Annotated in this window: 24 protein-coding genes and 1 tRNA gene; 12 read left to right on the top strand and 13 right to left on the bottom strand. The window is 66.3% G+C overall.

Going from position 1 to position 23,751, the window contains the following annotated elements:
• The first annotated feature begins 78 nt into the window (after window positions 1–78).
• From AC51GR_RS15365 to AC51GR_RS15355, 3 genes are read left to right on the top strand one after another with little or no spacing between them, the layout of a single operon-like run.
• Window positions 79–1,101, top strand: coding sequence for a YncE family protein (locus AC51GR_RS15365; RefSeq protein ID WP_496325505.1), 1,023 nt, complete (start codon window positions 79–81; stop codon window positions 1,099–1,101).
• 56 nt (window positions 1,102–1,157) lie between these two features.
• A complete protein-coding gene (locus tag AC51GR_RS15360; protein ID WP_496325872.1) occupies window positions 1,158–1,373 on the top strand; it encodes a DUF5703 family protein in 216 nt (71 codons plus the stop codon).
• A gap of 20 nt (window positions 1,374–1,393) precedes the next feature.
• Window positions 1,394–2,476, top strand: coding sequence for a quinone-dependent dihydroorotate dehydrogenase (locus tag AC51GR_RS15355; protein ID WP_496325871.1), 1,083 nt, complete (start codon window positions 1,394–1,396; stop codon window positions 2,474–2,476).
• Window positions 2,477–2,503: 27 nt separating this feature from the next.
• Here AC51GR_RS15355 and AC51GR_RS15350 read toward each other — a convergent pair whose 3' ends face one another.
• The 3 genes from AC51GR_RS15350 to AC51GR_RS15340 form a co-directional block, all read right to left on the bottom strand.
• Window positions 2,504–3,034, bottom strand: coding sequence for a YbhB/YbcL family Raf kinase inhibitor-like protein (locus AC51GR_RS15350; RefSeq protein ID WP_496325504.1), 531 nt, complete (start codon window positions 3,032–3,034; stop codon window positions 2,504–2,506).
• A 107-nt stretch (window positions 3,035–3,141) separates the two neighbouring features.
• Window positions 3,142–4,479 carry a M20/M25/M40 family metallo-hydrolase gene (locus AC51GR_RS15345; RefSeq protein WP_496325503.1) on the bottom strand — a complete coding sequence of 446 codons (1,338 nt, stop codon included), beginning with the start codon at window positions 4,477–4,479 and terminating at the stop codon, window positions 3,142–3,144.
• 90 nt (window positions 4,480–4,569) lie between these two features.
• The gene (locus AC51GR_RS15340) at window positions 4,570–5,394 is read right to left on the bottom strand and encodes an MBL fold metallo-hydrolase (protein WP_496325502.1); all 825 of its coding nucleotides are present in this window, start codon (window positions 5,392–5,394) and stop codon (window positions 4,570–4,572) included.
• Between the two features lie 120 nt (window positions 5,395–5,514).
• Here AC51GR_RS15340 and AC51GR_RS15335 point away from each other — a divergent pair.
• The 3 genes from AC51GR_RS15335 (at window position 5,515) to AC51GR_RS15325 (ending at window position 7,634) form a co-directional block, all read left to right on the top strand.
• A tRNA-Leu gene (locus tag AC51GR_RS15335) sits at window positions 5,515–5,600 on the top strand.
• An 83-nt stretch (window positions 5,601–5,683) separates the two neighbouring features.
• Complete coding sequence (locus AC51GR_RS15330; RefSeq protein ID WP_496325501.1) at window positions 5,684–7,147, top strand: SDR family NAD(P)-dependent oxidoreductase; 1,464 nt, start codon at window positions 5,684–5,686, stop codon at window positions 7,145–7,147.
• 10 nt (window positions 7,148–7,157) lie between these two features.
• Entirely contained in the window at window positions 7,158–7,634 is a 477-nt protein-coding gene (locus tag AC51GR_RS15325; RefSeq protein WP_496325870.1) for a DinB family protein, read from the top strand.
• Here the strand turns inward: AC51GR_RS15325 and AC51GR_RS15320 are convergent.
• Window positions 7,625–8,611, bottom strand: a complete 987-nt coding sequence (locus AC51GR_RS15320; RefSeq protein WP_496325500.1) for an oxygenase MpaB family protein — start codon at window positions 8,609–8,611, stop codon at window positions 7,625–7,627. The genes AC51GR_RS15325 and AC51GR_RS15320 overlap by 10 nt on opposite strands.
• 155 nt (window positions 8,612–8,766) lie before the next feature.
• Here AC51GR_RS15320 and AC51GR_RS15315 point away from each other — a divergent pair, with 155 nt between their 5' ends.
• Both AC51GR_RS15315 and AC51GR_RS15310 read left to right on the top strand, forming a co-directional pair.
• Window positions 8,767–9,807 carry a nucleoside hydrolase gene (locus tag AC51GR_RS15315; protein WP_496325869.1) on the top strand — a complete coding sequence of 347 codons (1,041 nt, stop codon included), beginning with the start codon at window positions 8,767–8,769 and terminating at the stop codon, window positions 9,805–9,807.
• Between the two features lie 9 nt (window positions 9,808–9,816).
• The gene (locus tag AC51GR_RS15310) at window positions 9,817–10,245 is read left to right on the top strand and encodes a hypothetical protein (protein WP_496325499.1); all 429 of its coding nucleotides are present in this window, start codon (window positions 9,817–9,819) and stop codon (window positions 10,243–10,245) included.
• Here AC51GR_RS15310 and meaB read toward each other — a convergent pair.
• The 3 genes from meaB to AC51GR_RS15295 are packed head-to-tail and all read right to left on the bottom strand — an operon-like array spanning window position 10,242 to window position 15,373.
• Complete coding sequence (gene meaB / locus AC51GR_RS15305; RefSeq protein WP_496325498.1) at window positions 10,242–11,228, bottom strand: methylmalonyl Co-A mutase-associated GTPase MeaB; 987 nt, start codon at window positions 11,226–11,228, stop codon at window positions 10,242–10,244. The genes AC51GR_RS15310 and meaB overlap by 4 nt on opposite strands.
• 15 nt (window positions 11,229–11,243) lie before the next feature.
• The gene (gene scpA / locus AC51GR_RS15300; protein WP_496325497.1) at window positions 11,244–13,490 is read right to left on the bottom strand and encodes a methylmalonyl-CoA mutase; all 2,247 of its coding nucleotides are present in this window, start codon (window positions 13,488–13,490) and stop codon (window positions 11,244–11,246) included.
• Window positions 13,487–15,373: a methylmalonyl-CoA mutase family protein gene (locus tag AC51GR_RS15295; protein ID WP_496325496.1), complete on the bottom strand. Its 1,887-nt coding sequence runs from the start codon at window positions 15,371–15,373 to the stop codon at window positions 13,487–13,489. The genes scpA and AC51GR_RS15295 overlap by 4 nt, the downstream gene beginning before the upstream one ends.
• 166 nt (window positions 15,374–15,539) lie before the next feature.
• On the opposite strand from AC51GR_RS15295, the gene AC51GR_RS15290 reads away from it, so the two are divergent.
• From AC51GR_RS15290 to AC51GR_RS15280, 3 genes are all read left to right on the top strand, one after another.
• Window positions 15,540–16,289, top strand: a complete 750-nt coding sequence (locus tag AC51GR_RS15290) for a TVP38/TMEM64 family protein (RefSeq protein WP_496325495.1) — start codon at window positions 15,540–15,542, stop codon at window positions 16,287–16,289.
• Between the two features lie 97 nt (window positions 16,290–16,386).
• Window positions 16,387–16,968, top strand: a complete 582-nt coding sequence (locus AC51GR_RS15285; protein ID WP_496325494.1) for a hypothetical protein — start codon at window positions 16,387–16,389, stop codon at window positions 16,966–16,968.
• Window positions 16,965–17,525, top strand: coding sequence for a hypothetical protein (locus tag AC51GR_RS15280; RefSeq protein WP_496325493.1), 561 nt, complete (start codon window positions 16,965–16,967; stop codon window positions 17,523–17,525). Before AC51GR_RS15285 ends, AC51GR_RS15280 begins: the two co-directional genes overlap by 4 nt.
• 33 nt (window positions 17,526–17,558) lie before the next feature.
• On the opposite strand, the gene AC51GR_RS15275 is transcribed toward AC51GR_RS15280, so the two are convergent.
• The 3 genes from AC51GR_RS15275 to AC51GR_RS15265 are packed head-to-tail and all read right to left on the bottom strand — an operon-like array spanning window position 17,559 to window position 20,072.
• Window positions 17,559–18,767 carry an SPFH domain-containing protein gene (locus AC51GR_RS15275; RefSeq protein ID WP_496325492.1) on the bottom strand — a complete coding sequence of 403 codons (1,209 nt, stop codon included), beginning with the start codon at window positions 18,765–18,767 and terminating at the stop codon, window positions 17,559–17,561.
• Window positions 18,764–19,192 carry an NfeD family protein gene (locus AC51GR_RS15270; protein WP_496325491.1) on the bottom strand — a complete coding sequence of 143 codons (429 nt, stop codon included), beginning with the start codon at window positions 19,190–19,192 and terminating at the stop codon, window positions 18,764–18,766. The genes AC51GR_RS15275 and AC51GR_RS15270 overlap by 4 nt, the downstream gene beginning before the upstream one ends.
• 40 nt (window positions 19,193–19,232) lie before the next feature.
• Complete coding sequence (locus tag AC51GR_RS15265) at window positions 19,233–20,072, bottom strand: DUF3097 domain-containing protein (RefSeq protein ID WP_496325490.1); 840 nt, start codon at window positions 20,070–20,072, stop codon at window positions 19,233–19,235.
• Between the two features lie 99 nt (window positions 20,073–20,171).
• Between AC51GR_RS15265 and AC51GR_RS15260 the strand changes: the two genes are divergently transcribed.
• Window positions 20,172–20,999 carry an Rv1486c family protein gene (locus AC51GR_RS15260; RefSeq protein WP_496325489.1) on the top strand — a complete coding sequence of 276 codons (828 nt, stop codon included), beginning with the start codon at window positions 20,172–20,174 and terminating at the stop codon, window positions 20,997–20,999.
• Between the two features lie 33 nt (window positions 21,000–21,032).
• Here the strand turns inward: AC51GR_RS15260 and AC51GR_RS15255 are convergent, their stop codons facing one another.
• The 3 genes from AC51GR_RS15255 to fabG1 all read right to left on the bottom strand — a co-directional run bounded on the left by AC51GR_RS15255 (window position 21,033) and on the right by fabG1 (window position 23,711).
• A complete protein-coding gene (locus AC51GR_RS15255; RefSeq protein WP_496325488.1) occupies window positions 21,033–22,079 on the bottom strand; it encodes a ferrochelatase in 1,047 nt (348 codons plus the stop codon).
• Window positions 22,079–22,909, bottom strand: a complete 831-nt coding sequence (gene inhA / locus AC51GR_RS15250; protein ID WP_496325487.1) for an NADH-dependent enoyl-ACP reductase InhA — start codon at window positions 22,907–22,909, stop codon at window positions 22,079–22,081. Before inhA ends, AC51GR_RS15255 begins: the two co-directional genes overlap by 1 nt.
• A 76-nt stretch (window positions 22,910–22,985) precedes the next feature.
• Window positions 22,986–23,711, bottom strand: a complete 726-nt coding sequence (gene fabG1, locus AC51GR_RS15245) for a 3-oxoacyl-ACP reductase FabG1 (protein ID WP_496325486.1) — start codon at window positions 23,709–23,711, stop codon at window positions 22,986–22,988.
• Window positions 23,712–23,751: the final 40 nt, after the last annotated feature.

Here is a 23,751-nt window from a genome sequence, read left to right as displayed (position 1 = left end):
ACCTCCGTCGACTCCTCGAGTTGCGACACCGCCGCCCCCGTGGCATGGCGCGCCGGGCGAACAAGCAAGATGGGTGGCATGAATGTGCGCGGTAAATCTCTGTTCGTAGCGATGGCGGCCGCCGCGCTGGTGTTGTCGGGATGCTCAGATTCGGGTGACACCCCCGATGTTCCGACCATCGCTCCCCAGACCCCGATCGCCGCACCCGCAGCCGATCCGGCCACCCCGCCGGCGGGCACTGTGGTGCCGGTGCCGAACGCCGGTACCGCGATGGCCCTGTGCCCCGGGACCGACCAATTGGCGCTACTCGCCGACGACGGCCGCTCGGTCCTGTTCTACCCCACCGGTGGCCTGACTCCCGGAGCGCAGCCCTCACGCACAGTTGGGTTGAGCGACAAGGCAACCGGCTTCGGAACCTTCCAGGACGGCAAGCTCCAGGTGCTGATCCCGGGTGCTCTTCTGACCGTCGATTCGGCGACCGGTGACACGGTCCGCACAGACGTCCCCGGCAATCCGGTGTCCGCGATCGTGACCTCGGACGGCCAGACCCTCGTCGGTACCGACAAGGGCAGCCTGATGGTCGTCGATGCCGACGGCAAGGTAGTCGACACGATCACCGGATTCGTCCGGGTCGACGCGATCGCCGAACACGACGGGCAGGTCGTCGTCCTCGACCGCGCGCAGTCGTCGGTGACCGAGGTCGACGTCGACGACCGCGATCTGGGCGTGTCACTGCGCTCGGGCGACGGTGCGACGAACCTCACTGTCGACCACTACGGCCGGTTCCTGACCACCGACACCAAGGGTGGCGAGGTCCTCGGGTTCTACGGCGACCCGCTCGTGAACAAGTTCCGGCATCCCGTGGCCTTCGGGCCCTACGCCGTAGACTACGACGACACCCGCAACCTGGCGTGGGTGGCGACCACCGGAAACAACAAGGTCACGGCGTTCGAGCTCGCCACCGGAACCCCGGTCGAGGTCAAGCAGTTCGAGACCGTACCGCAGGCCAACTCGATGGTGGTCGACCCCGAGACCGGCACGGTGTATCTGCTGTCCGCCGATGGTGGTGGACTGCAGATCATCAACCCCGATCAGCAGTGAGGTGAGCTGAGACCTTGGCAGGCACGCGCAGCCGTGGATTTCCACGCGAATGGGATATGTCGACCGACGACTACGAATACGTCCCGTTGCGCCTCCCGCCAGATGTGACCCGGGTAACCGCCTCCATGCGCTTGTCGATCCAAGCCGAGTTCGGCGGTTGGGAACTGTCCCGGGTCCGGCTCTACCCCGATGGCAGCCGCAAGGTGCTGCTGCGCCGTCGCCGTCCGCGACCGGCAACCCCCGATGAACCCGATACTGGAATGAGCGCGTGATCGCTACTGTCTACCGCCGGCTGTACCGGTGGCTTCTGACCCTGATGTTCCTGATTCCGCCCGAGCGGATCCACACGATCGCGGCGAAGGCCATCTCGTGGACCGGCCGGTTCAAGCCGCTGCGCATCATCGCCCGGCGGATGCTCGTGACGGACGACCCGGTGCTGCGGTCGCAGGTCTTCGGGCTCGAGTTCCCCGCGCCGCTCGGACTCGCGGCCGGATTCGACAAGAATGCCGAGGCGATCGACGCCTGGGGCGCGCTGGGATTCGGGTTTGCCGAGATCGGCACCGTCACCGGGCAGGCCCAACCCGGCAACCCGGCTCCGCGGTTGTTCCGCCTGCCCGCCGACCGGGCGCTGATCAACCGGATGGGCTTCAACAACCATGGTGCCGGTGCCGCCGCCAACCAGTTGCGCCATCGCAAGGCGACGTCATCGCTGGTCCCGATCGGCGCCAACATCGGCAAGACCAAGGTGGTCGAACCGCAGGACGCGATCGAGGACTACCTGATCAGTGCCCGTCTGCTCGGTCCCCTGGCCGACTTCCTCGTGGTGAATGTGAGTTCGCCCAACACCCCCGGACTCCGCGATCTGCAGGCGGTCTCGTCGCTGCGCCCGTTGTTGTCCGCGGTGACCGAGGCCGTCGAGATTCCGGTCCTGGTGAAGATCGCCCCCGATCTGGCCGACGACGACATCGATCAGATCGCCGATCTCGCTGTCGAATTGGGGCTCGCCGGCATCGTCTGCACGAACACCACGATCAGCCGCGAAGGTCTGACCACGCCGGCATCCGAGATCGAGAGCATCGGTGCCGGCGGACTTTCCGGAGCACCGCTGGCCGATCGCTCCCTCGAGGTGCTGCGGCGCCTCTACGGCCGCGTCGGCGGACAGATCACCCTGATCAGCGTCGGCGGTATCGAAACCGTCGACCAGGCCTGGGAACGGATCTGCGCGGGCGCCTCGCTGATCCAGGCATACACGGGCTTCATCTACGGTGGCCCGTTGTGGGTCAAGCTGATTCATCAGGGACTGGCCCAGCGGGTGCGTGCCGCCGGTTATCACTCCATCGCCGAAGCGGTGGGCAGCGCCGCCCCCGGGCGCTGACCCGGGAACGGCGCGGCGGGTGCGTCGCTAGCGCTCGTAGGTGTTCGTGATGATCGCGCGTGCGATCGCGTGGCTGAACAGGTTGAACCCGAGGTACGCCGGGGTTGCGCCGTCGGGCAGTTCCAGGCTCTCCACGTCCACCGCGTGCACCACGGTGTAGTAGTAATGCGTGCCGTGCCCGGGAGGCGGTGCGGCACCGATGAATCGCGGCACGGACGCATCGTTGTTGAGGGCAACGGCCCCGGACGGCAACGAGCCCTCGGCACCATCGCCCACGCCGGCGGCGAGTGAGGTGACCGAGACCGGGATGTCGGCGACGGCCCAATGCCAGAAGCCCGATGCGGTGGGCGCCTCGGGATCGTAGACGGTGACGGCAAAGCTCTTGGTCTCCGGCGGGAAACCGGACCAGGTCAGCTGAGGTGAGATGTCCTCACCACCGGCTCCCATGATTCCCGACACCTGGGGATTCTCCAGGGCGGCTCCGTCGGTGATGCTCTCGGAGGTCAGGGTGAAGCCGGGAAGCTTCGGCAGTGCGTCGTACGGGTTGTACCTCGACATCGTTGTTCGCGTCCTTTCCGTAGGTGGCCCCACCATCATGCTCGAGGTGGACCGGGGATGTGGCCGGGACGTTCATCGTCGGCGCGCCGAAACCGCGCGCCGCGGTCTCAGCTGTGCATCAGGAAGTGCTCGAGCACCTCGGTCCCGAACAGCAACGACTCCACCGGTACCCGTTCGTCGATGCCGTGAAACAGTGCGGCGAAATCGAGTTCGGTCGGCAACTTCAGGGGCGCAAAGCCGAAGCAACGAATCCCCAAGCGGGCAAAGGCTTTTGCGTCGGTGCCGCCGGAGAGCATGTATGGGACGGTCCGGCCCTGTGGGTCGTGCGCGAGAATCGCATCGTTCATCGCATCGACGAGATGGCCGTCGAACGTCGTCTCGTACGAGTCGAGTTTGGTGATCCATTCACGGGTGACGTTGGGTCCGATCAATTCGTCCACCTCGGCCTCGAACGCGGCCTGGCGTCCGGGCAACACCCGGCAATCGACCACCGCGGTGGCGGTCTGCGGGATGACGTTCGCCTTGTAACCGGCCGAGAGCATGGTCGGGTTGGCGGTGTCGCGCAGCGTTGCCCCGATGATCCGGGCGATGGTGCCGATCTTGAACAGCGCGGTCTCCAGATCCGGCGTGTCCGGGTTCAGCGACAGTCCGCTCTCCTCGGAGACCGCTGCCAGGAACTGCGAGACCGACTCGGTCATCACCAGCGGGAACTGATGTCTGCCGAGTCTGGCCACGGCTTCGGCGAGGATCGTCACGGCATTGTCGTCATTGAGGAACGAGCCGTGCCCGGCGGTGGCCGTCGCCGTCAATCGCATCCACCCCAGCCCCTTCTCCGCGGTTTCCACCAGGTAGAGACGCTTCTGGCTGCCGTCTGGGCGATCGACGGTCAACGAGAATCCGCCCACCTCGCCGACGGCCTCGGTGACACCCTCGAACAGGTCGGGCCGGTGGTCGACGAGCCAGTGCGAACCCCACTTACCGCCGGCCTCCTCATCGGCGAGGAAAGCGAAGACGATGTCGCGCGGCGGCGTGGTGCCGGCCCGCTTGAACTGACGCGCCAGCGCCAGCGCCATGCCGACCATGTCCTTCATGTCGATCGCGCCGCGGCCCCAGACGTATCCGTCCTCGATGGCTCCGGAGAACGGGTGCACACTCCAGTCCTCGGCTTGGGCGGGCACGACGTCGAGATGCGAATGCAGGAGCAGCTTGCCCCGGCTGCGATCGGCCCCGGGCAATGTCGCGAACACGTTGCCACGGCCGGGTTGTCCGGACTCGACATACTCGGTCTCGTAGCCGGCCTCTTCCAGCTTCTGCTGCACCCACCGGGCGCACTCGGCCTCGCCCTTGGTGGTGGCCAGTTCACCGGTGTTGCTGGTGTCGAACTGGATGAGCCGGCTGACGAGGTCGACCACTTCTTCGGTGGCGGCAGGCGCGTTGGGGTTCACCTGCACATTCCTATCACCACCAGTGCCTGCCCCGATGTCCGGGCGAGACGGCCCGGCCCGCCGGGTCCGACCCGGTTTTCCGGGTCCGGTTCAGGTCAGATGGTCGAAATCGCCTCTCACCCAGCCGATGTGGCGGTCCGCCGACGACCGGACGATCGCCGGGGCGTCATTGTCGAGGTAGTCGGCGAAGTTTCCGTACAGCCGATCGAAATCGAACCGGCACAGCGAGGTGGTGATGCGCTCGACCACCGCGGCGGACAGTGGGATGCGGTTGGGGTAGCTGCGCATGAAGCCGACGCTGCGGCGATCGGGATTGGGCAGCACGGTGTCCCCGCTGAGCATCACTCCTCGACCACCGGCGCCGGCTTCCCAGTGAGCGACAGCGCTGCCCGGGAAATGACCGCCGGGCTGACTCAGGGTGACCCCGGGAAGGACCGTGAGGTCCCCGCTCCACGGTTCGATGACCGGATCGGGGCGGGTGACCCACTCGAGGTCGGATCGGGCCACCAGGACCGGTACGCCGCCCAGCGCCCGCGACCATTCCACCTGTACCCCGAACATGTGTGGATGACTGGCCGCGATGGCCGCCGGCGTTCCCGCGGCCCGGACCGCTTCGAGCGCCGCGTCGTCGATGAAGCCGATCGGATCCCAGAGCAGGGTGCCGGCATCGGTGCACACGAGTTTGCTGTGTTGACCGATGCCGACCCCGGGTGAGGTGGACAGCCCCAGCAAGCCGGGTTCCAGTTCGGTGACCACCACGCGTTGTCCTTCGGAGGCCAACTCGCCGATCGTGGTCCACTGCTGTCCGTGCGGCGGAACATATTGGCGTTCGTCCGCACAGATGCGGCAGATCTCGGGTAATTGCGCGGACTGTTCCACCGCACAGGTCCGGCATACGATGGTGGTGACATCCATGGATCCATTCGTAGCAAATCTGCGAACAAAACGGCTCTGTACAGGCGATTTGGGTTGCGGGCTCAGAGTCGGTTAATGTTGTCCAGCGCTGACAGAGAGGTTTCTGACAGAGCGAAACGAGTCCGAGTGGCGGAATGGCAGACGCGCTAGCTTGAGGTGCTAGTGTCCTATTAACGGACGTGGGGGTTCAAGTCCCCCCTCGGACACCCATAAGAAATCCCCGACCTTCTGGTCGGGGATTTTTTGTTGCTCGACGGACATGGGTGGTCGGTTGATGGTCCGAGGCACTATGACGCGGCCACTACACTGGCTAACCGTGCACGACGTACCCACCGAATCCATTGACGCCGCCGACATGGCGGTCTTCCGCCGCGTCCTCGATCAGGTCACCGAGCTCGATGCGCAGCATCCGGACTCGGTCGCGGTGCAGCGTGCGGTGGCGCAGATGTTCAAGCACGCCAAACGCAACCGTCGCCGGGAGCGTAATCAGATCCGTTCGGATGCGGACCGAAAAGTGTTGGCGGCCACGGCAACCGGATCACCGGACCGAATCGACGACGAAACCGCGGGTCTGCCGCTGACCGGCGCTCCCGGCACGAGCGCCGGAACTCTGATCCGCCCGCAGAACTGTTACATCTGCAAAGTCGAATACACCCGGGTCGACGCCTTCCACCACCAGCTCTGCCCCGAATGTGCGACGTCGAATCGGCACAAGCGCGAGCAGCACGCCGACCTCACCGGTCGTCGGGCACTGCTCACCGGTGGACGCGCCAAGATCGGCATGTACATCGCCCTGATGTTGCTGCGTGACGGCGCAGAACTGACCATCACGACCCGTTTCCCCCGCGATGCCGCGCGACGGTTCGCCCGCCAACCCGACTCCGATCAGTGGCTGCACCGCCTCAACGTCGTCGGGATCGATCTGCGTGACCCGGCGCAGGTCGTTTCCCTGGCCGACTCGGTTGCCGCCCAGGGACCACTCGACATCCTGATCAACAACGCCGCGCAGACCGTCCGCCGCTCCCCTGGCGCGTACAGCTCCCTGGCCGACGCCGAGCTCGCCCCACTGACCGGTTCGGCTGCGACGGTGCCGCTGCTGACGATGGGCGACAGCAGCGAACTGCATCCACATGCGCTGGCCTCGGGCGGCGACAGTGACGCCGCCGCCCAGGCGCTCGCCGCACTGGCCATGACCGCAGGTTCTTCGGCTCCCGCGCGAATCGCGGACGGTACGGCGATCGACGCCGGCGGGCTGCTCCCCGACCTGGTCGACAGCAACAGTTGGGTCGAGACCGTCGACCAGGTGGATCCGCTGGAATTGCTCGAGGTACAGCTCTGCAACAGTGTGGCGCCGTTCATCCTGCTGTCCCGGCTGACCCCGGCGCTGAAGGCGTCGCCGTTCCGGCGCAAATATGTGGTGAACGTGTCGGCGATGGAGGGCATCTTCTCCCGCGGATACAAGGGTCCGGGGCATCCCCACACCAACATGGCCAAGGCAGCCCTGAACATGCTGACCCGCACCAGTGCCGGCGAGCTCTATCAGGACGGCATCCTGGTGACCGCGGTCGACACCGGCTGGATCACCGACGAACGCCCGCACACGAGCAAGATGCGACTGGCCGAAGAAGGCTTCCGCGCGCCACTGGATCTGGTCGACGGCGCCGCCCGCGTCTACGACCCCATCGTGCAGGGCGAAGCCGGTGTGGATCTGTACGGCTGCTTCCTGAAGGACTTCGAACCGTATCCGTGGTAATTGGTTGACGGTGAAAACACCGGAGATCAATCCGCTCGGCGCGGCGATGTTGTCCGTCTGCGGCGAGACGCTGGAATCGATGGTGTCGATCCTGAAAGCGCTCGGTGACGATCGCGCCAACACCAGACCGGCGTTGCCGGGCGCGAACAGTCCATACGCCATCGTCTTTCACTGTGTCGGCGTCATCGAGTACTGGGCGGGTTCGGTCATCGCGGGTCTGAGGATCCCGCGCGATCGCGACGCCGAGTTCCTCGCCACCGGAGCGGTCGAAGAGTTGATCGAGCGGGTCGACGCAGTGCGTGCCCGGCTACCGGGATGGGTTGCGATCGCGATCGACGAAGGCATCCGCGATCGGTCTGCGGCGGGATCCACCCGCACCGAGGCCGCGACCGCATCCCCCGAGTGGGTTCTGCTGCATCTGCAACGCGAGTTGGCCCAACACCTGGGCCAACTCGAATTGACGAGGGATCTACTGAATCAGGACTGACGTGCGCGCACCTGGTAGGCCGCCCCGGCGTTTTCCCGCCTCTTCATGGCCTGGATCGAGGCATGGTGGCGGCGGGCGTGGTAGGCCAGCGGGAAGTAGGTCAGCCGTTCCGGGAGTACCTGGTAGGACCCCCGGATCACCTTGTGTATCCGCTCGAGGTCGCGTTGTTCCTTGTTGCTCCAGGTCAGGCCGAGGATCTCCCGAACCCTGGGGTCCATCACACCAACGGTCGTCAGGTAGTTCAGGTCTTGCAGGGGCTTGCCGGCGAACTTCGCCAGTGCCCGGGTGGCCGGCCGCAGGCTTTTCGGTACAGAGTCCGGAAGGGGCGGCGCTTCGCGCATCTGCTTGATCAGTGTCAGTGCCACCTCGTGGGCGACGAGTTTGTTGTTGACGAAGTCGTCGAAGTATTCGTTGAACTCCCCGATCGTCTCGGGGTAGCCCCTCATCGGGACCTGCACGATCTTGGCGATCCGCCGGTTGTCCCGCAGGATCTCGAGCTTCTCGTCCTCGGTGAAATCACGGCCGATCAGCAGAGGTCCGGCGGCGAGTGTTGTCGGGAACGCGGTGGCGATCACCCACTGGTAGGCCTCCGGGTTCAGCGCGCTGATGTGCTTGCCCTGGGCGTTCTTCATCCGCAGCGGCTGATGCATCTTGCGGAGGCGGTGACCCTCGGCGATCGCCTCTTCACCGCCGTAGACCCAGCGCAGAACCGAATCGATGGAACGGATCGCACGGCCTGCCGGATCGGTCCGGAACACCGAGTACTTGCCGACGACGTCCCCGATGACCGGGTGCATCACCTGCATCACAAAGGCGGCCCCGTTGATCGGGAGAAAGGTGAAGTGGCCGGTCTGCTCGGCGGTGATCGAGTCCGGCGGAACCAGTTCGATGTCGCTGGCGGCGTTGTTGATCAGCGAGTCTTCGCCCTCACCGGGCGGGACTGCGCGCACCTGGGGGCCGGATTCTGCGATGGTCATCGAACATCCTCTCGACGAGCAACAGGGACCCAAAGGGGAAACGTCCGTGATCAGATTAACAGTCTCGATGGGTCCTGAACAGGGCCGCGCCGGCGGGTTCCCGGTACCGCGGTCGGCTCGGCGTTCTCCCCAGCTAGGGTCGAACGGTGATTTCAGTGCCCCTCATCTTCGACTGCGACACCGGAATCGACGATTCCCTGGCCCTGCTCTATCTCCTTGCGCACCCGTCGGCAGATGTCCGGGCCGTGTTGTCCACCGGGGGCAATGTCCCGACCGATGTGGTCTGCGCCAACAATCTGGCCTGGCTGCAGCTCTGCGGCCGCGACGACATCGAGGTGTGCGTGGGCGCCGACGGGCCACTCGAGGCGCCGTTGATGACCACCGAGGACACCCATGGCCCCATGGGCATCGGATACGCCGAACTGCCGGTCGCGACGTCCACGCAGTCCCACCGGGATGCCGCTGACGCCTGGATCGAACTGACGGCCGAGAGTCCCGGCGACTACGTGGGTCTGGTGACCGGCCCGCTGACCAATCTGGCCCTGGCCATCCGGCGGGATCCGTTGCTGCCGAGCAGGCTTCGACGCCTGGTCATCATGGGAGGGGTGTTCCACCAGAGCGGAAACACCACCCCGACCACCGAGTGGAACATCGCCGTGGACCCCGAGGCCGCCAAAGAGGTTTTCGCCGCCTTCGGTCAGGACGGGGCCCCGCGTCCGATCATCTGTCCTCTCGACCTGACCGAGACCATCCGGATGACACCCGACCATCTCGGACGATTGGCTGCGCTGGCCGAATCCAGCCCGGTCGAGCAGCCGGGGCCCGACGACGAACCCGGCACCCGATCCGTGGCCGACAACGTGATCGTCCGCCATCTCGTGGATGCGGTCAGGTTCTATTTCGAGTTCCATGAGGCGCAATCCGAGGGTTACATCGCGCACATGCACGATCCGTTCGCCGCAGCGGTCGCGCTCGATCCGTCGGTCACCGGTACCCGCCTGGCCTGTGTCGACGTCGAGATCGACGGAACACTGACCCGCGGCACCACGGTCGCCGACGAACGTGGCTTCTGGAATCGTCCGGTCAACGCCGAGATCGCGACAACCACCGATCCGGACCTGTTCTTCGACGATTTGATCGAACGGATTGCGGCCTTTGCGGTCGCAGTGCAGCATGGGACGGGTACCCGACGATAGGTGCGCCCAATGCCATCTGTGACAGATATTTCGAAAGAACTGTTGGCCATCGGGACAGGTGCGGCTCTGGCCACCAGCGTGAACCTGGCCATCGGCGATCGCCTCTCACCCCGAGCCCGCACCGTTGTCATCGGCGCAGGTCTACCGGTGGTCGCGGCCGTCTATCCGCTCACACGTTCGTGGCGTGGCGCGGATCCGGGCGCCGTGCGGCGCGAGGTCATCGCACTGGCCGCTGCCGGTGCGATCGCCACCGGCGCCGCACTGCTTCCGGCGGGCCCGGCCCGCACGGTTGCCGCAGCGGGATGGATCGCCCATGCCGGATTCGACTATCTGCACACCCAAGACCGTTCGTCGAAGCTGCCAGGTTGGTATCCCCCGGTCTGCGCAGGCTATGACGTCGTGGTCGCGGGCCTGGTGGCCTACGAAGCGGACCGTTAGCTGTCGAAGGCCTCGACGATCGCCGCCGCGGCCAGCGCCGGGGTGAGCGTGCCGGAACGCACCTCGTCTTCGACGCGGTGACGGATCGCCCGAACCTCGGGATCGGCGTCGAGCCGGCGCAGGAGCTGATCGGTCACCATCGCCCACATCCACTCGACCTGCTGACGGTTGCGGCGGGCCTCGAATTCTCCTGCCGCACTGAGGACTTCCTTGTGCTTGAGCACGGTCTGCCAGAACTCGGCGACGCCGGTCCCCTCCATGGCGCTCATCGTCAGCACCGGCGGACGCCAGATCGCCTCGTGCGGCGTCAGCAGGCGCAGCGCGCCCTGCAGTTCGCGAGCCGCGTTCTTGGCCTCGTTCAGGTACTTGCCGTCGGCCTTGTTCACGACCACGATGTCGGCCAGCTCCAGGACACCTTTTTTGATGCCCTGCAACGAATCCCCGGTGCGCGCGAGTGTCAGGAAGCAGAACACGTCAACCATGCCCGCGACCGTCACCTCGGACTGTCCGACACCCACGGTCTCGACCAGCACCACATCGAAACCGGCAGCTTCGAGCAGCACGATCGTCTCGCGGGTCGCCTTCGCGACACCGCCGAGCGTGCCCGAGGTCGGCGAGGGCCGGATGTAGGCGTTCGGATGCACCGACAGCTGACCCATCCGGGTCTTGTCACCGAGGATCGAACCCCCGGTGCGGGTCGACGACGGATCGACGGCCAGCACGGCAACCTTGTGGCCCTGCTCGATCAGGTACATGCCGAGCGCTTCGATGGTTGTCGATTTGCCGACGCCGGGCACGCCGGTGATACCGACCCGGTAGGACTTGCCCGAGTCGGTACCCAGTGACAGCAGCAATTCCTGTGCCTGGGCGCGGTGATCCGCCCGCGTCGACTCGACCAGGGTGATGGCTCGCGCCAGATCAGGTCGTTTGTCGGCGCGGACGGCATCGGCCAGCGCAGCCAGATCCAATGGGGGTCTAGGCATGTGCTTGTCTCACACTCACGAAGTCAGCTCATGCCCCAACTCGGTGGCCAGCTTCTTGATCAGCTCCACCGCGGAGTCGGCGATGACCGTTCCCGGCGGGAAGATCGCGGCCGCGCCGGCCTCGTACAGCTCATCGAAGTCGCCGGGCGGGATGACCCCGCCGACCACGATCATGATGTCGCTGCGCCCGACCTTCGCGAGGGCATCGCGCAGTGCGGGCACCAGGGTGAGGTGACCTGCTGCCAACGACGACACACCGACGACATGCACGTCGTTGTCCGAGGCCTGCAGCGCCACCTCATCGGGGGTCTGGAACAGCGGACCGACGTCGACGTCGAAGCCGAGGTCGGCAAAGGCGGTCGCGATCACCTTCTGTCCGCGATCGTGGCCGTCCTGGCCCATCTTCGCGACCAGCACACGCGGGCGCCGACCTTCTGCTTCGGCGAACTTGTTGACCAGCTCGATGGCGTCGTCGATGTTCTGCACAGTCCCGGCCTCGTGTCGGTACACACCGCTGATGGTGCGGATTTCTGCCTGGTGGCGACCGTAGACCTTCTCCAGTGCCTCGGAGATCTCGCCGACGGTCGCCTGATGGCGGGCCGCCTCGATCGCCAACGCCAGCAGGTTGTTGTCCAAACCGCCTTCATCGGAGGCCGCGGCCCGGGTCAGGTTGGCCAATGCGGCCTCGACCGCAGCCGGATCGCGGTTGGCGCGAAGCCTTTCGAGCTTCTCGATCTGCTCGCCGCGGACCTTCGAGTTCTCGACCTTGAGGACCTCGATCTCCTGGTCCTCGTCGACCTGATACTTGTTGATGCCGATCACCGGCTGCTGGCCGGAGTCGATCCGGGCCTGCGTACGCGCCGCGGCCTCTTCGATCCGCAGCTTCGGGATGCCCTCGTTGATGGCCTGCGCCATGCCGCCGGCCTCTTCGACCTCGGCGATGTGCGCCCGCGCCTTGTTGGCCAGTTCGTGGGTCAGCCACTCGACGTAGTTGGATCCGGCCCACGGGTCGATCGGCCGGGTGGTGCCCGACTCCTGCTGCAGGAGCAGCTGGGTGTTGCGGGCGATCCGGGCCGAGAAATCGGTGGGCAGTGCCAGCGCCTCGTCGAGGGCGTTGGTGTGCAGCGACTGGGTGTGACCCTGGGTCGCGGCCATCGCCTCGATGCAGGTACGCGCAACGTTGTTGAACGGATCCTGTGCGGTCAGCGACCATCCCGACGTCTGCGAATGTGTACGCAACGACAGCGATTTCGGGTTCTTGGCGTCGAACTTGGCAACGAGCTCACTCCAGATGAGCCGCGCCGCACGGAGCTTGGCGACCTCCATGAAGAAGTTCATGCCGATGGCCCAGAAGAACGAGAGCCGCGGTGCGAACTTGTCGATGTCCAGACCGACGTCGACGCCGGCCCGCAGGTACTCGATGCCGTCGGCGAGGGTGTACGCCAACTCGAGATCGGCTGTGGCACCGGCCTCTTGGATGTGGTAGCCGGAGATCGAGATCGAGTTGAACTTCGGCATCTTGAGGCTGGTGTACTCGAAGATGTTCGAGATGATCCGCATCGACGGCTTCGGCGGATAGATGTAGGTGTTGCGGACCATGAACTCTTTGAGGATGTCGTTCTGGATGGTCCCGGCGAGCTTCTCCGGAGGCACACCCTGCTCCTCGGCGGCAACCACGTACAGCGCGAGAATCGGCAGCACCGCACCGTTCATCGTCATCGAGACCGACACGTTGCCCAGATCGATACCGTCGAACAGCTGACGCATGTCGAGGATGGAATCGATTGCCACACCGGCCATACCGACGTCACCGGCCACCCGGGGATGGTCGGAGTCGTAGCCGCGGTGGGTGGCCAGGTCGAATGCCACCGACAGACCCTTCTGGCCGGCCGCGAGGTTGCGACGGTAGAAGGCGTTGGACTCGGCCGCGGTGGAGAAGCCGGCGTACTGCCGAATCGTCCACGGCTGGTTGACGTACATCGTCGGGTACGGACCGCGCAGGAACGGGACCGACCCCGGCACGGTGTCGAGCGGATACGGGTGCTCGCCGTCCTTGGTCACCGCGTCACGGTCGGCGCGGGTGAAGATCGGCTTCACATCGATCTGCTCCGGTGTGCTCCAGGTGACCTGCTCGGTCGAATACCCGTGTGCCTGAGCCAGATCGGAGATCAGCTTCTCGCTGTCGCCGGTCGTCGGCGCCGCTTCCGCATCCGTCAGCGGCACGTCCGCAAAACTCGCGATCTTCTTCTGTGTACTGGTCATTGGTTCTGCGCCTCGATCTTGTCGAACAGTCCGGTCAACGTGGTGATGGCGTCGATACCGATCTGCAGGAATCCATCCGGGGTATCGGCGTCGTCGGCCCAGGCCTTGGGCGGACCGGCCAGCAGCACGGTCTCGACACCGGCGGCACGGGCAGCCGACAGGGCGGCGGCACCATCGGTCGCGTAGCGAGGATTTGCCGCACACAGTACGGCGACTGCGGGGTTGCCCGCCGCCGAGATCGCAGCGGCCACCGAATCACCGTCCAGCGGACCGGGATTGACGGCTTCGATACCGCCGGCGGCCAGCAGGTTGGCAACGAACGTGGTGCGTCCGTTGTGTTCGGCCACCGAGCCCAGCGGCAGCATGATCGCCGTGGGACGACGGCCGTGAGCGGCGAGGTAGGCATCGGATCGATCGCGCAGACGCTCGAACGGCCGCGCGATCCGGATCAGGTTGGGCGCGGAGGCGGGCAGGTCGGCGACATCGGCCGCACCTGCGGTACCGAGCGGCTTCTCCCCCAGGTTCGGGAACTCGTTGATACCGGTGAGCGCGGTGGTGCGGTGTGCCACCGCATTGTCGCGGGCCTCGACCGACTTGGCGATCTGCTCGCCGATCCAGCCGTCGGCCAACGCCTGACGGTAACCGCCCTTGCCCTCGATCTCCTGGAACAGCGCCCAGGCCGCGACGGCCAGGTTGTCGGTCAACGACTCGACGAACCAGGAGCCACCCGCGGGGTCGATGACCTTGGCGACGTTGGACTCTTCGAGCAGCAGCAACTGCGTGTTGCGGGCCATGCGGCGCGAGAAGCTCGGGTTGGTGGTGCGATCGGCGGGCGCCAGCGCCGCGTCGAACGGCAGCACCGTGATCTGGTCGGCGCCACCGACTCCGGCACCGAATGCCGCGGTGGTGACGCGCAGCATGTTCACCCAGGGATCGCGCTGACTCATCATGCCCAATGCGGTGACGCCGTGGGTGAGCGCTGCGCCCGCCGACGGTGCGCCGCTGACCTGCGCCACGCGGCCCCACAGTCGCCGGATCGCCCGGAACTTGGCCATCGTGCCGAACTGATCGTCGGTGGCCGAGAGCGCAAAGCTCAGCTGCGCAAGCGCTTTCTCGGTCGACAGGCCGGCGGCGGCGAGCTCGCGCAGGTACTCGACGCCCGCGGCGATCACAAAGGCCAGCTCTTGAACGTCGGTGGCGCCGCCGAGTGCGAAGTCGGTGCCGTCGACACGGATGGCCCGGACACCGGCGCCGGATTCCGTGGCCACCGTGATCGCATCCGCGAGCTCGACGGTCGGCCGGCCGGACAGGGCCGCGGTCAGTGGGGCCAAGCCGTAGGAGGCGACCGTGCTCAGCGACGCGGTGTCGGGCAGCAGCCCCTGTAGAGCGCGGGCCGCGTCGATGCCGTGTGCGCCGGCGTCGACGGTGACGGGGACGAGGTCGAGGAACACCCCGTCCAGGACTGCCGCCAGTTGCTCGGGGGCGATCGCATGCTCGCCGACCGCCAACCACAGACCGCTCACGCCGTTGTCGAGTGCCTCCAGGATCGCGGCATTGAGCGCCTTCGGATCCTGGGGTTCTCCGGTCGGATCTCCGAAGCGTTCGGTGACGCGCCAACCCATGTTCACATCGCGGGTGGCGTCGCTGCCGCGGACGAACGGGTACGAACCCGGAAGGCCTGGCTCGTCGAGCTCGTCGCGTCGTGTGTACAGCGGCTTGATGACCAGTTCGTCAGGCGTGATGGTCGACAGCAACGCTTCGGGTTGCTCGGTCAGGTCCGCGGCGTCAATCCGCTTGGACTTGGCCAGCACCTGCGCGGCAGAGTCGGACCATCGCTGGTAACTGGCCTCCAGGTCTTGGAGGTCGGAATGGGTATCCGGCATTCGGGGTGAGCCCTTCGATCGGCTGGTGACGTCGTGATCTCGGTCGCATCAGAACGTGGAATCGACACTATCCGATCGATCACTCGGGCCAAAAGTCGAGGTGGGTGCTGTCGCAGTGGTGTCGCGCACACCGGGGAGCCGGGCCGTCGGCCGTATGGTTGAGCCCGTGAAAACCTATGGTCGCGTCACCCGGCAGACTGCGGTGACCCGAGCTGTGATCGGACTCATAGCGGTGGTTGCGGTGCTGCTTGCCGCCTACCTGGCGCCCATCCCATCGGTTTCCCGACTCCGGGAGTGGGCGGATTCGTTCGGCCCGACCTTCGTCTGGTTCTTTTTCATCGGCTACACGATCATCGTGATCTTCCCGATCCCGCGGTCGGCGTTCACCGTTGCCTCGGGGTTGCTGTTCGGACCGGCTGTCGGCTTCGTCGGCGCGATGGTGGCCACCACCGTGGCGGCGATAGCCGCGTTCTTCCTGGTTCGCAGATTCGGCCGGGCCCGAATCCAGCCGTTTCTCCACCATCCGGTCGCCAGGGCGGTCGAGTTGCGGATGGAACGACGTGGCTGGCTCGCGGTCGGGTCATTACGCCTCATTGCGGCCTGCCCGTTCTCGGTGACCAACTACATCGCCGCGCTGTCATCGATCAAGTTCGTGCCTTTCCTGCTCGCGACCGTGGTCGGGGTCCTGCCCGGAACCGCGGCCGTGGTGCTGCTCGGTGACGCGCTCACCGGCGAGGGTGAGATCTGGTCGCTGGCATTGTCGGCCGGCCTGTTCAGTGCCGGGGTGATCGGGCTGGTCCTCGATGCGCGCCTGGGTGTCGACGCCTCGGCCGAAGACGAGTCCGCACCGCAACCCGCCGCCGACTGTGCCGGTACCTCTGACACCACCGCCCCGGCATCAAGCTGGAAAGCTTGATTGCTTTCTATCAAGCCCATTAACTTGATAGTCTCTTATCCAGGTTCAATCCTTGATGAGCAATCGAGGTGTCCGGCCTACGTGCGTGGAGGCAGCGATGTATGTACTGACCGTCGATCAGCGACGCAGCCGGAGCGAACCGGACCGGGTCCCGGCTGCCCTGACCGCACTTGGCAACGTGCCGACCGTCCGGCCCTTCGACCGCACAGCCGGGGATGAATTCCAGGCGGTCCTGGACGATCCCGCGGCGGTCGCCGACGCGGTCACGATCCTGGCGGACGATGGCCACTGGAGCATCGGCGTCGGGATCGGCGCCGTCGAACTACCGCTGCCCGAACAAACCCGGGCCGGACGCGGTCAGGCCTTCGAACGCGCCCGAGATGCCGTGACCTCCGCCAAGAACACGCGGTACCACGTCAGTGTGGTCGGATCCGGGACCGCAGCCGACAGACATGCGCAAACCGCGCTCCGATTGCTCGTTCGGACCGCGGCCGGACGGAGCGCGGCCGGACGGGAAGCAGTGCGGCAGATGCGCCTGGGCCGCAGCCAGTCAGAGGCGGCTGTCACACTCGGGATCTCACCGCAGGCGATGTCGCAACGACTTCAGGCCGCGGATTGGCACATCGAGGAGGACACCCGCGTGCTCGCCACCCATCTACTAGGAGTCGCGCGCGCATGATCGTCGCGGCGATCGTGTTGCTGGCCGCAACCGCGGTCCTGCCCCTGGTCATCAGCCGGCTGCCCCTCGGCCATGGGCGCCGGACGAACATCGCCGCGGCGATGATCGCGCCGGCGGTACTCGGCCTGGTGGCGATCCTCGGGCTGATCGCCGATCCGGCCGCGGGCGCCGGAGAGGTGGTGATCCATTGCCTCACCGTTGCCGCTGCGGTCACCGGCGGCACCCTGATGGTGCGTGCCGGACTGCTGCTGGGCGGAATCGAACCCTGGCAACTCGACACCCCTATTCGGCCCCCGAACCCGGGCGCCGATCCGGCGCCGATACCGACCCCGCTCCGTGGTGGCCGCGTCATCGGGTATCTCGAACGCATCGTGGTGGTCGCGGCGCTGGGTCTGCAATGGCCCGAGGCCATCGCCATCGTGCTGGCGGTCAAGGGGCTCGGTCGTTATCCCGAACTACGCGAACCAGGCGCGGCCGAACAGTTCATCATCGGGACGCTGGCCTCGGTCCTGTGGGCCGCGGCGACCGCCGGTGCGGCCTACCTGCTGGTGCACTGAGCGCGCCTGCATACTTCCGCCACCGCGGATGTCTCACCCTTGTCCAGGTTTGTCCGGCCCGGACGCGCTGCCGGCCGGGGCCTGGTACTGAGCGGGGGCCGGGAGTGTGGGTTCCACCGGGCGGGCCGAGAGCGGAGGCTGATCGGCTATCGGTGTCCTGGCAACTGCTTCGGCCGCGGCCACCGCCTGCGCGACCACGGGATCGGTGGCCTTCTCGAACCAGTCCGCGATGTCGGAGTCGTCGACCGGCGCCGGACTGTCGTCGGCCGGGGCCTCGTAGCGGAAGACACCGTCGTCGGACCGGATCCCGAACGATTTGGCAAAACCCTGCAGTGCCGAACCGAAGTCGGTCGGGACCACCCACACCTTGCTGGCCTCGCCCTTGGCCATCTCCGGGAGTTGCTGTAGATACTGGTAGGCCAGCAGTTCGGGCGTGGGCTTGGCGGCCTTGATCGCGGCAAAGACCTTTTCGATCGACTTGGCCTCACCCTGGGCGCGCAGGTATTGCGCAGCGCGGTCACCCTGCGCCTGCAGGATGAGCGATTGCCGGTCACCTTCGGCAGTGAGGATCGCCGCCTGCTTGGCGCCCTCCGCGTAGAGGATCTGGCTCTGCTTGTTGCCCTCGGCGGTCTTGATCGCCGATTCGCGCTGGCCCTCGGCGGCGAGGATCGTCGCGCGCTTCTCGCGGTCGGCCTTCATCTGCTTTTCCATCGATTCCTGGATGGAGGGCGGCGGCAGGATCGATTTCAGCTCCACTCGGGCCACCCGCAGACCCCAGCGACCGGTGGCCTCGTCCAGCACACCGCGCAGCTGCGCGTTGATGTATTCACGCGAGGTCAGGGTCTCTTCGAGGGTCATCCCGCCGACCACGTTGCGCAGCGTGGTCGTGGCCAGCTGTTCGACTCCCACGATGTAGTCGTTGATCTCGTAGACCGCGGCCTGCGGGGTGGTGACCTGGAAGTAGACGACGGTGTCGATGTTGACAGTGAGGTTGTCCTCGGTGATGACCGGCTGCGGTGCGAATGAGACCACCCGCTCCCGCAGATCGATGCGGGCGCGGATGCGGTCGACAAACGGAATCAGGAGTGTGAGCTGACCGGAGGTGGTTTTGATGTACCGGCCCAGTCTCTCGATCACCGCCGCCTCGGCCTGCGGGATCAACGCGACCGACTTCACCAGGATCACCGCCACAACCAAGACCAGAACCACGATCACCACCAGTCCGACCAGCATGGTGCTCATCCTTTCCACACCACGGCGGTGGCGCCTTCGATGTCGAGAACCGTCACCGATTCGCCTTCGGCAAACCGGTCAGCTGGATGCGCGGCCCGGGCCGACCACACGCTTCCGTCGAACTTCACCTGCCCGGAATCGCCGTCGATGGCGGCAACGACCACGCCGTGACGGCCGATCAGGCCTTCGGTGTTGGTGGCCAGTCGGGGCCGGTTGTACATGTGCCGTTTGGCAACCGGACGGACAGCGAACAGCAAGAGCAACGACGTCAGGGCGAAAACGGTGCCGTCGACCCATAGTGGGGTGTCGAAGACGGCGCTGACCCCGGCCGCGGTCAGGGCACCGCCGGCGAGCATGAGCAGGATCAGGTCGCCGCTGAGTACCTCAGCGCCGATCAGTATCAGTCCGGCCACGAGCCAGATGACTGCGCTCACACATCCACTGTGCCACGCAAAGCGGGCCCGGGTTGTTTCGTTATTCGACTGCGGTCACAAAATCGATCAGTTCCTCGACGGCCCGGATCAGCGGGACCTCGATGTCACGGAAACTCGACACGGACGAATTCACCTTCCGCCAGCCGTCTTGCGGTGTTCCCCAGTTCAACTCCTGGCAGATACCGGTCTTCCAGTCGGTGCCCCGTGGGATCTTCGGCCAGGCCTTGATCCCCACCGCGGCGGGCTTCACCGCTTCCCAGACGTCGATGTAGGGATGTCCGGTGACCAGGACGTGTTCGCCGACCCGTTCGGTGAGCCGGGATTCCTTCGATCCGGCCACCAGATGGTCCACCAGGACGCCGGCCCGGCGGGTGGGTCCGGGCTCGAACTCGGCAAGCGCCTCGTCGAGATTGTCGAGCCCGTCGAGACTGGAGACCACGATGCCCTCGACACGCAGATCGTCGCCCCAGATCCGCTCCATCAACGCCGCATCGTGAACGCCTTCGACGAACAGCCGACTCGCGCGGGCGACGCGGGCACGCTGCCGGGCCACCGTCCGCGACCCGGACGCGGTCCGCGCCGGTGCCGAGGGCGCCTTCACAACCGGCTTGGTCAAGGTCACCGGTTTACCGTCGATCAGGAACGCGGCGGGCCGCATCGCGAAGATCCGGGTCAGTCCGCGACGGTCCTCCAACCGCACGAACTCGCCGTCGTAGCTGCGTTCGAAGCCGACCACGGCACCACAGAACCCGCTGGCCGCGTCCTCGACGACGAGGTCACGCTCGGCAGCGACCTCGGGAACGACCGGCCGGTTGCTCTTCCGCGGTCCCGACAGGACGTCTCGACCATAACGATCAGAACCATTGCTGTTCACCGACACCACGTTAGGGCCCGGCGCAGGGCCACGGTGCTTGCCACGCCGGGCCGTGGCACCGGCAGTAAGATCGGTCCAGACGCAGGCGAGAAGTGAAGGGCAGTGATGACCGACAACGTTCTTGAGTACCCGAACGACACCGCGGGCATCGCAGGTGCCCTCGGTGCGTGGGGTGCGGCGTGGCAGTCAGGCCGCTGCTCCCCCGATGACCTGCTCGACGTGCTCGCCGGATGGAGTTCGCGCCACCGGGTGATCGCCGCGGATAATTCTGCCGCCCAAGAACTTTCGTTGAATCCGGAAGGCGAGGAGAGCGACGCGCTCCTGCGCCTGATCCGCGAGGGGTCCACTCACGGCCTGGCACTGCTGCTGGTCGCGCCCGGCGACATGCTCGGTCTGCCGCCGCGCGGTCCGGTCACCACCGCTGCGCTCGACGCCGGTGAACTCCTGGTGGTACCCGGACGTTTCGCGCTCATCCCCCGCCGGCTGGATCGCTACACCGTCGGCTGGGGTGTACACACCCTGATCGGCTCCCCCGCAATTCCCATCACTCATTCCCTCGGTGAGGTCGAATACGAACTCAGAGAAGGCATTCGGTCGGCGACGCAGATCCTGGCCGAGCTCCGGATGCCACGGACGGCCTCCGCGGAAGGACGTCCGGATCCGCGCGACGTCGTTGCGCGGATGACCCGGCTCGCCGCCCAGCAGCTGCCACCCGGGGTCAATCCACGAGCCGAGCGGATCCTCGAACAGGCCGCCCACGTGGCCGCCATCCTGTCGGTGGCCCGCGCTGCGGCGCCGGACTTCGGGGTCGTCGCGGACCAGCAGCACAGCGGTGACACCGCCCTGCGGGAACTCGGTCGCACGGTCCGGATCGCCAGGATGAGTGCCACCAACGCCGTCATCGACGAATTGGTGTCCAGCAACCACGTCTGAGGCCGGCCGCGCCGGACGGCTTATGTGGGAGGGCTAGGTGGGACGCCGGACCGGTTCGCAGCACCCACGGGCGCAGGGTGCCCCGTTGTCCGTCATGCCGAGCCTGAACTCGACGTCGCCAGTGCGTTGTTCGGCGATCAGTTCGGTGATCATCGTGATGAATCGCGGATCGGTCCCCACCGTCGCCGCCCGGGCGTAGCCCAGGCCCAGTTCCTGCGCCTTGTCCAGCCCCTCGTTGTCGAGATCCCAGACGACTTCGAGATGGTCGGAGACGAAACCGATCGGGCACACGATGACCGCGCGGACGCCGCGGGCGGCGACGCTCTCGAGGTGATCGCAGATATCCGGTTCGAGCCATGGGATGCGAGCCGGCCCCGACCGCGATTGCCACACCTGATCGAACTCGGCGAAGCCCGCGGCCTCCGCGGCCAGCCGGGACGCCGCGGCCACCTGGCGGCTGTACAGGTGCCCACCGTCGGCGGGTGGGCCGGCCGCCCGGTCGGCCGACAGCGGTATCGAATGGGCCGTGAACACCAGCCGGGCGTCGTCGCGAAGCTCTTCTGGCAGTTGGGCTTTGGCGGCCGCAATCGAATCAGCCCACGACGCCGTCATCGCCGGGTGCTGCCAGTATTGCGGCAGCTTGCGAACGAACATGTCCGCGGCGTCGGATCCGAGTGACCCCAGCGCCCGGGCGATGTCCTCGTCATACTGGCGACAACCCGAGTACCCGCCCCACGCAGAGGTCGGGAAGACCAGGACCCGCCGGTGCCCGTCGGCATGGATCTGCGCCAGCGTGTCCTCGACCATCGGGTGCCAGTTACGGTTTCCGAAATAAACCGGCAGGTCGATGCCGGCCCGGGCGAGCTCGGTTTCGACAGCGCCGATCATCGCCTTGTTCAGTGCGTTGATGGGCGACACCCCACCGAAGTGGTAGTAGTGCTCGGCGACCTCATCGAGGCGTTCCGGCGGCACACCACGGCCCCGGGTGACGTTCTCGAGGAAGGGCCGGACGTCGTCCGGCTTGTCCGGTCCTCCGAAGGACAAGACCAGGACGGCGTCGAAACCGGTTGTCGCGCTCACTACGTCGCAAAGCCTTCGGGGAGCCAGGTGTTGTGGCTCGCGCCACCGTCGACGTAGACGATCGAGCCGGTGGTGCCGGGCAGCCAGTCCGAGAGCAGTGCGCAGACCGACTTGGCGACCACCGAGGGATCGTCGACGTTCCAGCCGATCGGCGAGGCGCCATCCCAATATTCGTTGAGCTGGTTGAGTTTTTGCGCGTCACCCGTTGCGGTGCCGGCAATAGCCTTGGCGGCAAGGGTTTTGATCGGTCCGGCAGCCACCAGGTTCGACCGGATCCTCTTGGCCTCGCCGACTTCCCGGGCCACGTAACGGTTCACCGATTCCAGCGCGGCCTTCGCCACGCCCATCCAGTTGTAGTACGGCATCGACGTCCGCGGATCGAAGTCCATGCCGACGATCGAGCCGCCCTCGTTCATCGCGGGCAGCACGGCGCGGGCCAGCGCCGCGTAACTCCACGCCGACACCTGGAACGACTGCGCCGCATCCGGACCCGGTCCCTCGAGGAACGGCAGCGCCTCCGGACCCATCAGGGTGCGGGGTGCGAACGCGATGGAATGCAGCACACCGTCGATGCCCTCGGGCGCGATCTCCTTCAGGCGATCGGCGAGGGTTCCGAGATGCTCCTCGTTGGTGATGTCCAGCTCGAGTGCCGGGGGTACTTCCTTCGGCAGACGCTGAGCGATCCGGTCGATCAACCGCAAGCGGTCGAATCCGGTGATGATCACGCGTGCGCCCTGTTCCTGCGCCATCGCGGCGGCGTGGAACGCGATCGAGGAATCAGTGATGATTCCGGTGATCAGAACTGTCTTGCCATCGAGTATTCCGCTCAATGTCTGCTCCCTCGAGGTGGTTTCGTGTGTCGGTGGTGGGTGGATGTTGATGAAACGCCGGGTGCGAACCCGCGCCTCAGTGACCCATTCCGAGGCCACCGTCGACGGGGATGACTGCGCCGGAGACGTAAGAGGAGTCGTCGGAGGCGAGCCAGCTGACAACTGCGGCGACCTCTTCGGGCTGCCCGATACGTGCCGCCGGGATCAGCTTGACTGCCTGCTCCTTGTACTCGGCGGGCAACTCGTCGGTCATGTCGGTCTCGATGAGTCCGGGTGCGACGACGTTGGCGGTGATCGAGCGCGACCCGAGTTCACGGGTCAGCGATCGCGCCATGCCGATCACGCCGGCCTTGGACGAGGCGTAGTTGATCTGGCCGGGCGTTCCCATCATCGCGACGGCGGAACCGAGGAAGATGAACCGGCCCCAGCGCTTGCGCAGCATCGACCGGCAGGCTGCCTTGGAGACCCGGAACGAGCCGGTGAGGTTGGCGTCGATGACCTTTTCGAACTGCTCCTCCGTCATCCGCATGAGCAGGGTGTCGTCGGTGATGCCGGCGTTGGACACCAGGACCTCGACCGGTCCCTGATGCTCTTCGACCGCCTTGAACGCCGCGGTGATCGAGTCGTTGTCGGTGACGTCGCACTGGACCCCGAACAGTCCTTCCGGGGCTCCTGAGCCACGATGCGTGACGGCCACCTTGTGGCCATCCGCGGCGAGCCGTTGCGCGATCGCCAAACCGATTCCACGGTTGCCGCCGGTGACGAGAACCGAGCGGGATACCTTCGTTTTGCTGTCAGCCATGACGGTCAACCTATCGCTTTGCGGACTGTCGAGGTGTAAC

The sequence above is a fragment of the Williamsia sp. z71 genome (assembly GCF_059553375.1).
Note: the sequence above shows the minus strand (reverse complement) of the source record. Positions and strands in the feature narration are given on the sequence as shown.

Excerpts from the sequence above, each read along its gene's own strand:
- meaB (WP_496325498.1), bottom strand. The coding sequence starts at position 11,228 with ATGCCTAGACCCCCATTGGATCTGGCTGCGCTGGCCGATGCCGTCCGC.
- AC51GR_RS15280 (WP_496325493.1), top strand. The coding sequence starts at position 16,965 with ATGATCGTCGCGGCGATCGTGTTGCTGGCCGCAACCGCGGTCCTGCCC.
- AC51GR_RS15330 (WP_496325501.1), top strand. The coding sequence starts at position 5,684 with ATGACGCGGCCACTACACTGGCTAACCGTGCACGACGTACCCACCGAA.
- AC51GR_RS15365 (WP_496325505.1), top strand. The coding sequence starts at position 79 with ATGAATGTGCGCGGTAAATCTCTGTTCGTAGCGATGGCGGCCGCCGCG.
- AC51GR_RS15295 (WP_496325496.1), bottom strand. The coding sequence starts at position 15,373 with ATGCCGGATACCCATTCCGACCTCCAAGACCTGGAGGCCAGTTACCAG.
- AC51GR_RS15285 (WP_496325494.1), top strand. The coding sequence starts at position 16,387 with ATGTATGTACTGACCGTCGATCAGCGACGCAGCCGGAGCGAACCGGAC.
- scpA (WP_496325497.1), bottom strand. The coding sequence starts at position 13,490 with ATGACCAGTACACAGAAGAAGATCGCGAGTTTTGCGGACGTGCCGCTG.
- AC51GR_RS15360 (WP_496325872.1), top strand. The coding sequence starts at position 1,158 with ATGTCGACCGACGACTACGAATACGTCCCGTTGCGCCTCCCGCCAGAT.
- AC51GR_RS15340 (WP_496325502.1), bottom strand. The coding sequence starts at position 5,394 with ATGGATGTCACCACCATCGTATGCCGGACCTGTGCGGTGGAACAGTCC.
- fabG1 (WP_496325486.1), bottom strand. The coding sequence starts at position 23,711 with ATGGCTGACAGCAAAACGAAGGTATCCCGCTCGGTTCTCGTCACCGGC.
- AC51GR_RS15260 (WP_496325489.1), top strand. The coding sequence starts at position 20,172 with ATGACCGACAACGTTCTTGAGTACCCGAACGACACCGCGGGCATCGCA.
- AC51GR_RS15275 (WP_496325492.1), bottom strand. The coding sequence starts at position 18,767 with ATGAGCACCATGCTGGTCGGACTGGTGGTGATCGTGGTTCTGGTCTTG.
- AC51GR_RS15350 (WP_496325504.1), bottom strand. The coding sequence starts at position 3,034 with ATGTCGAGGTACAACCCGTACGACGCACTGCCGAAGCTTCCCGGCTTC.
- AC51GR_RS15310 (WP_496325499.1), top strand. The coding sequence starts at position 9,817 with ATGCCATCTGTGACAGATATTTCGAAAGAACTGTTGGCCATCGGGACA.
- AC51GR_RS15320 (WP_496325500.1), bottom strand. The coding sequence starts at position 8,611 with ATGACCATCGCAGAATCCGGCCCCCAGGTGCGCGCAGTCCCGCCCGGT.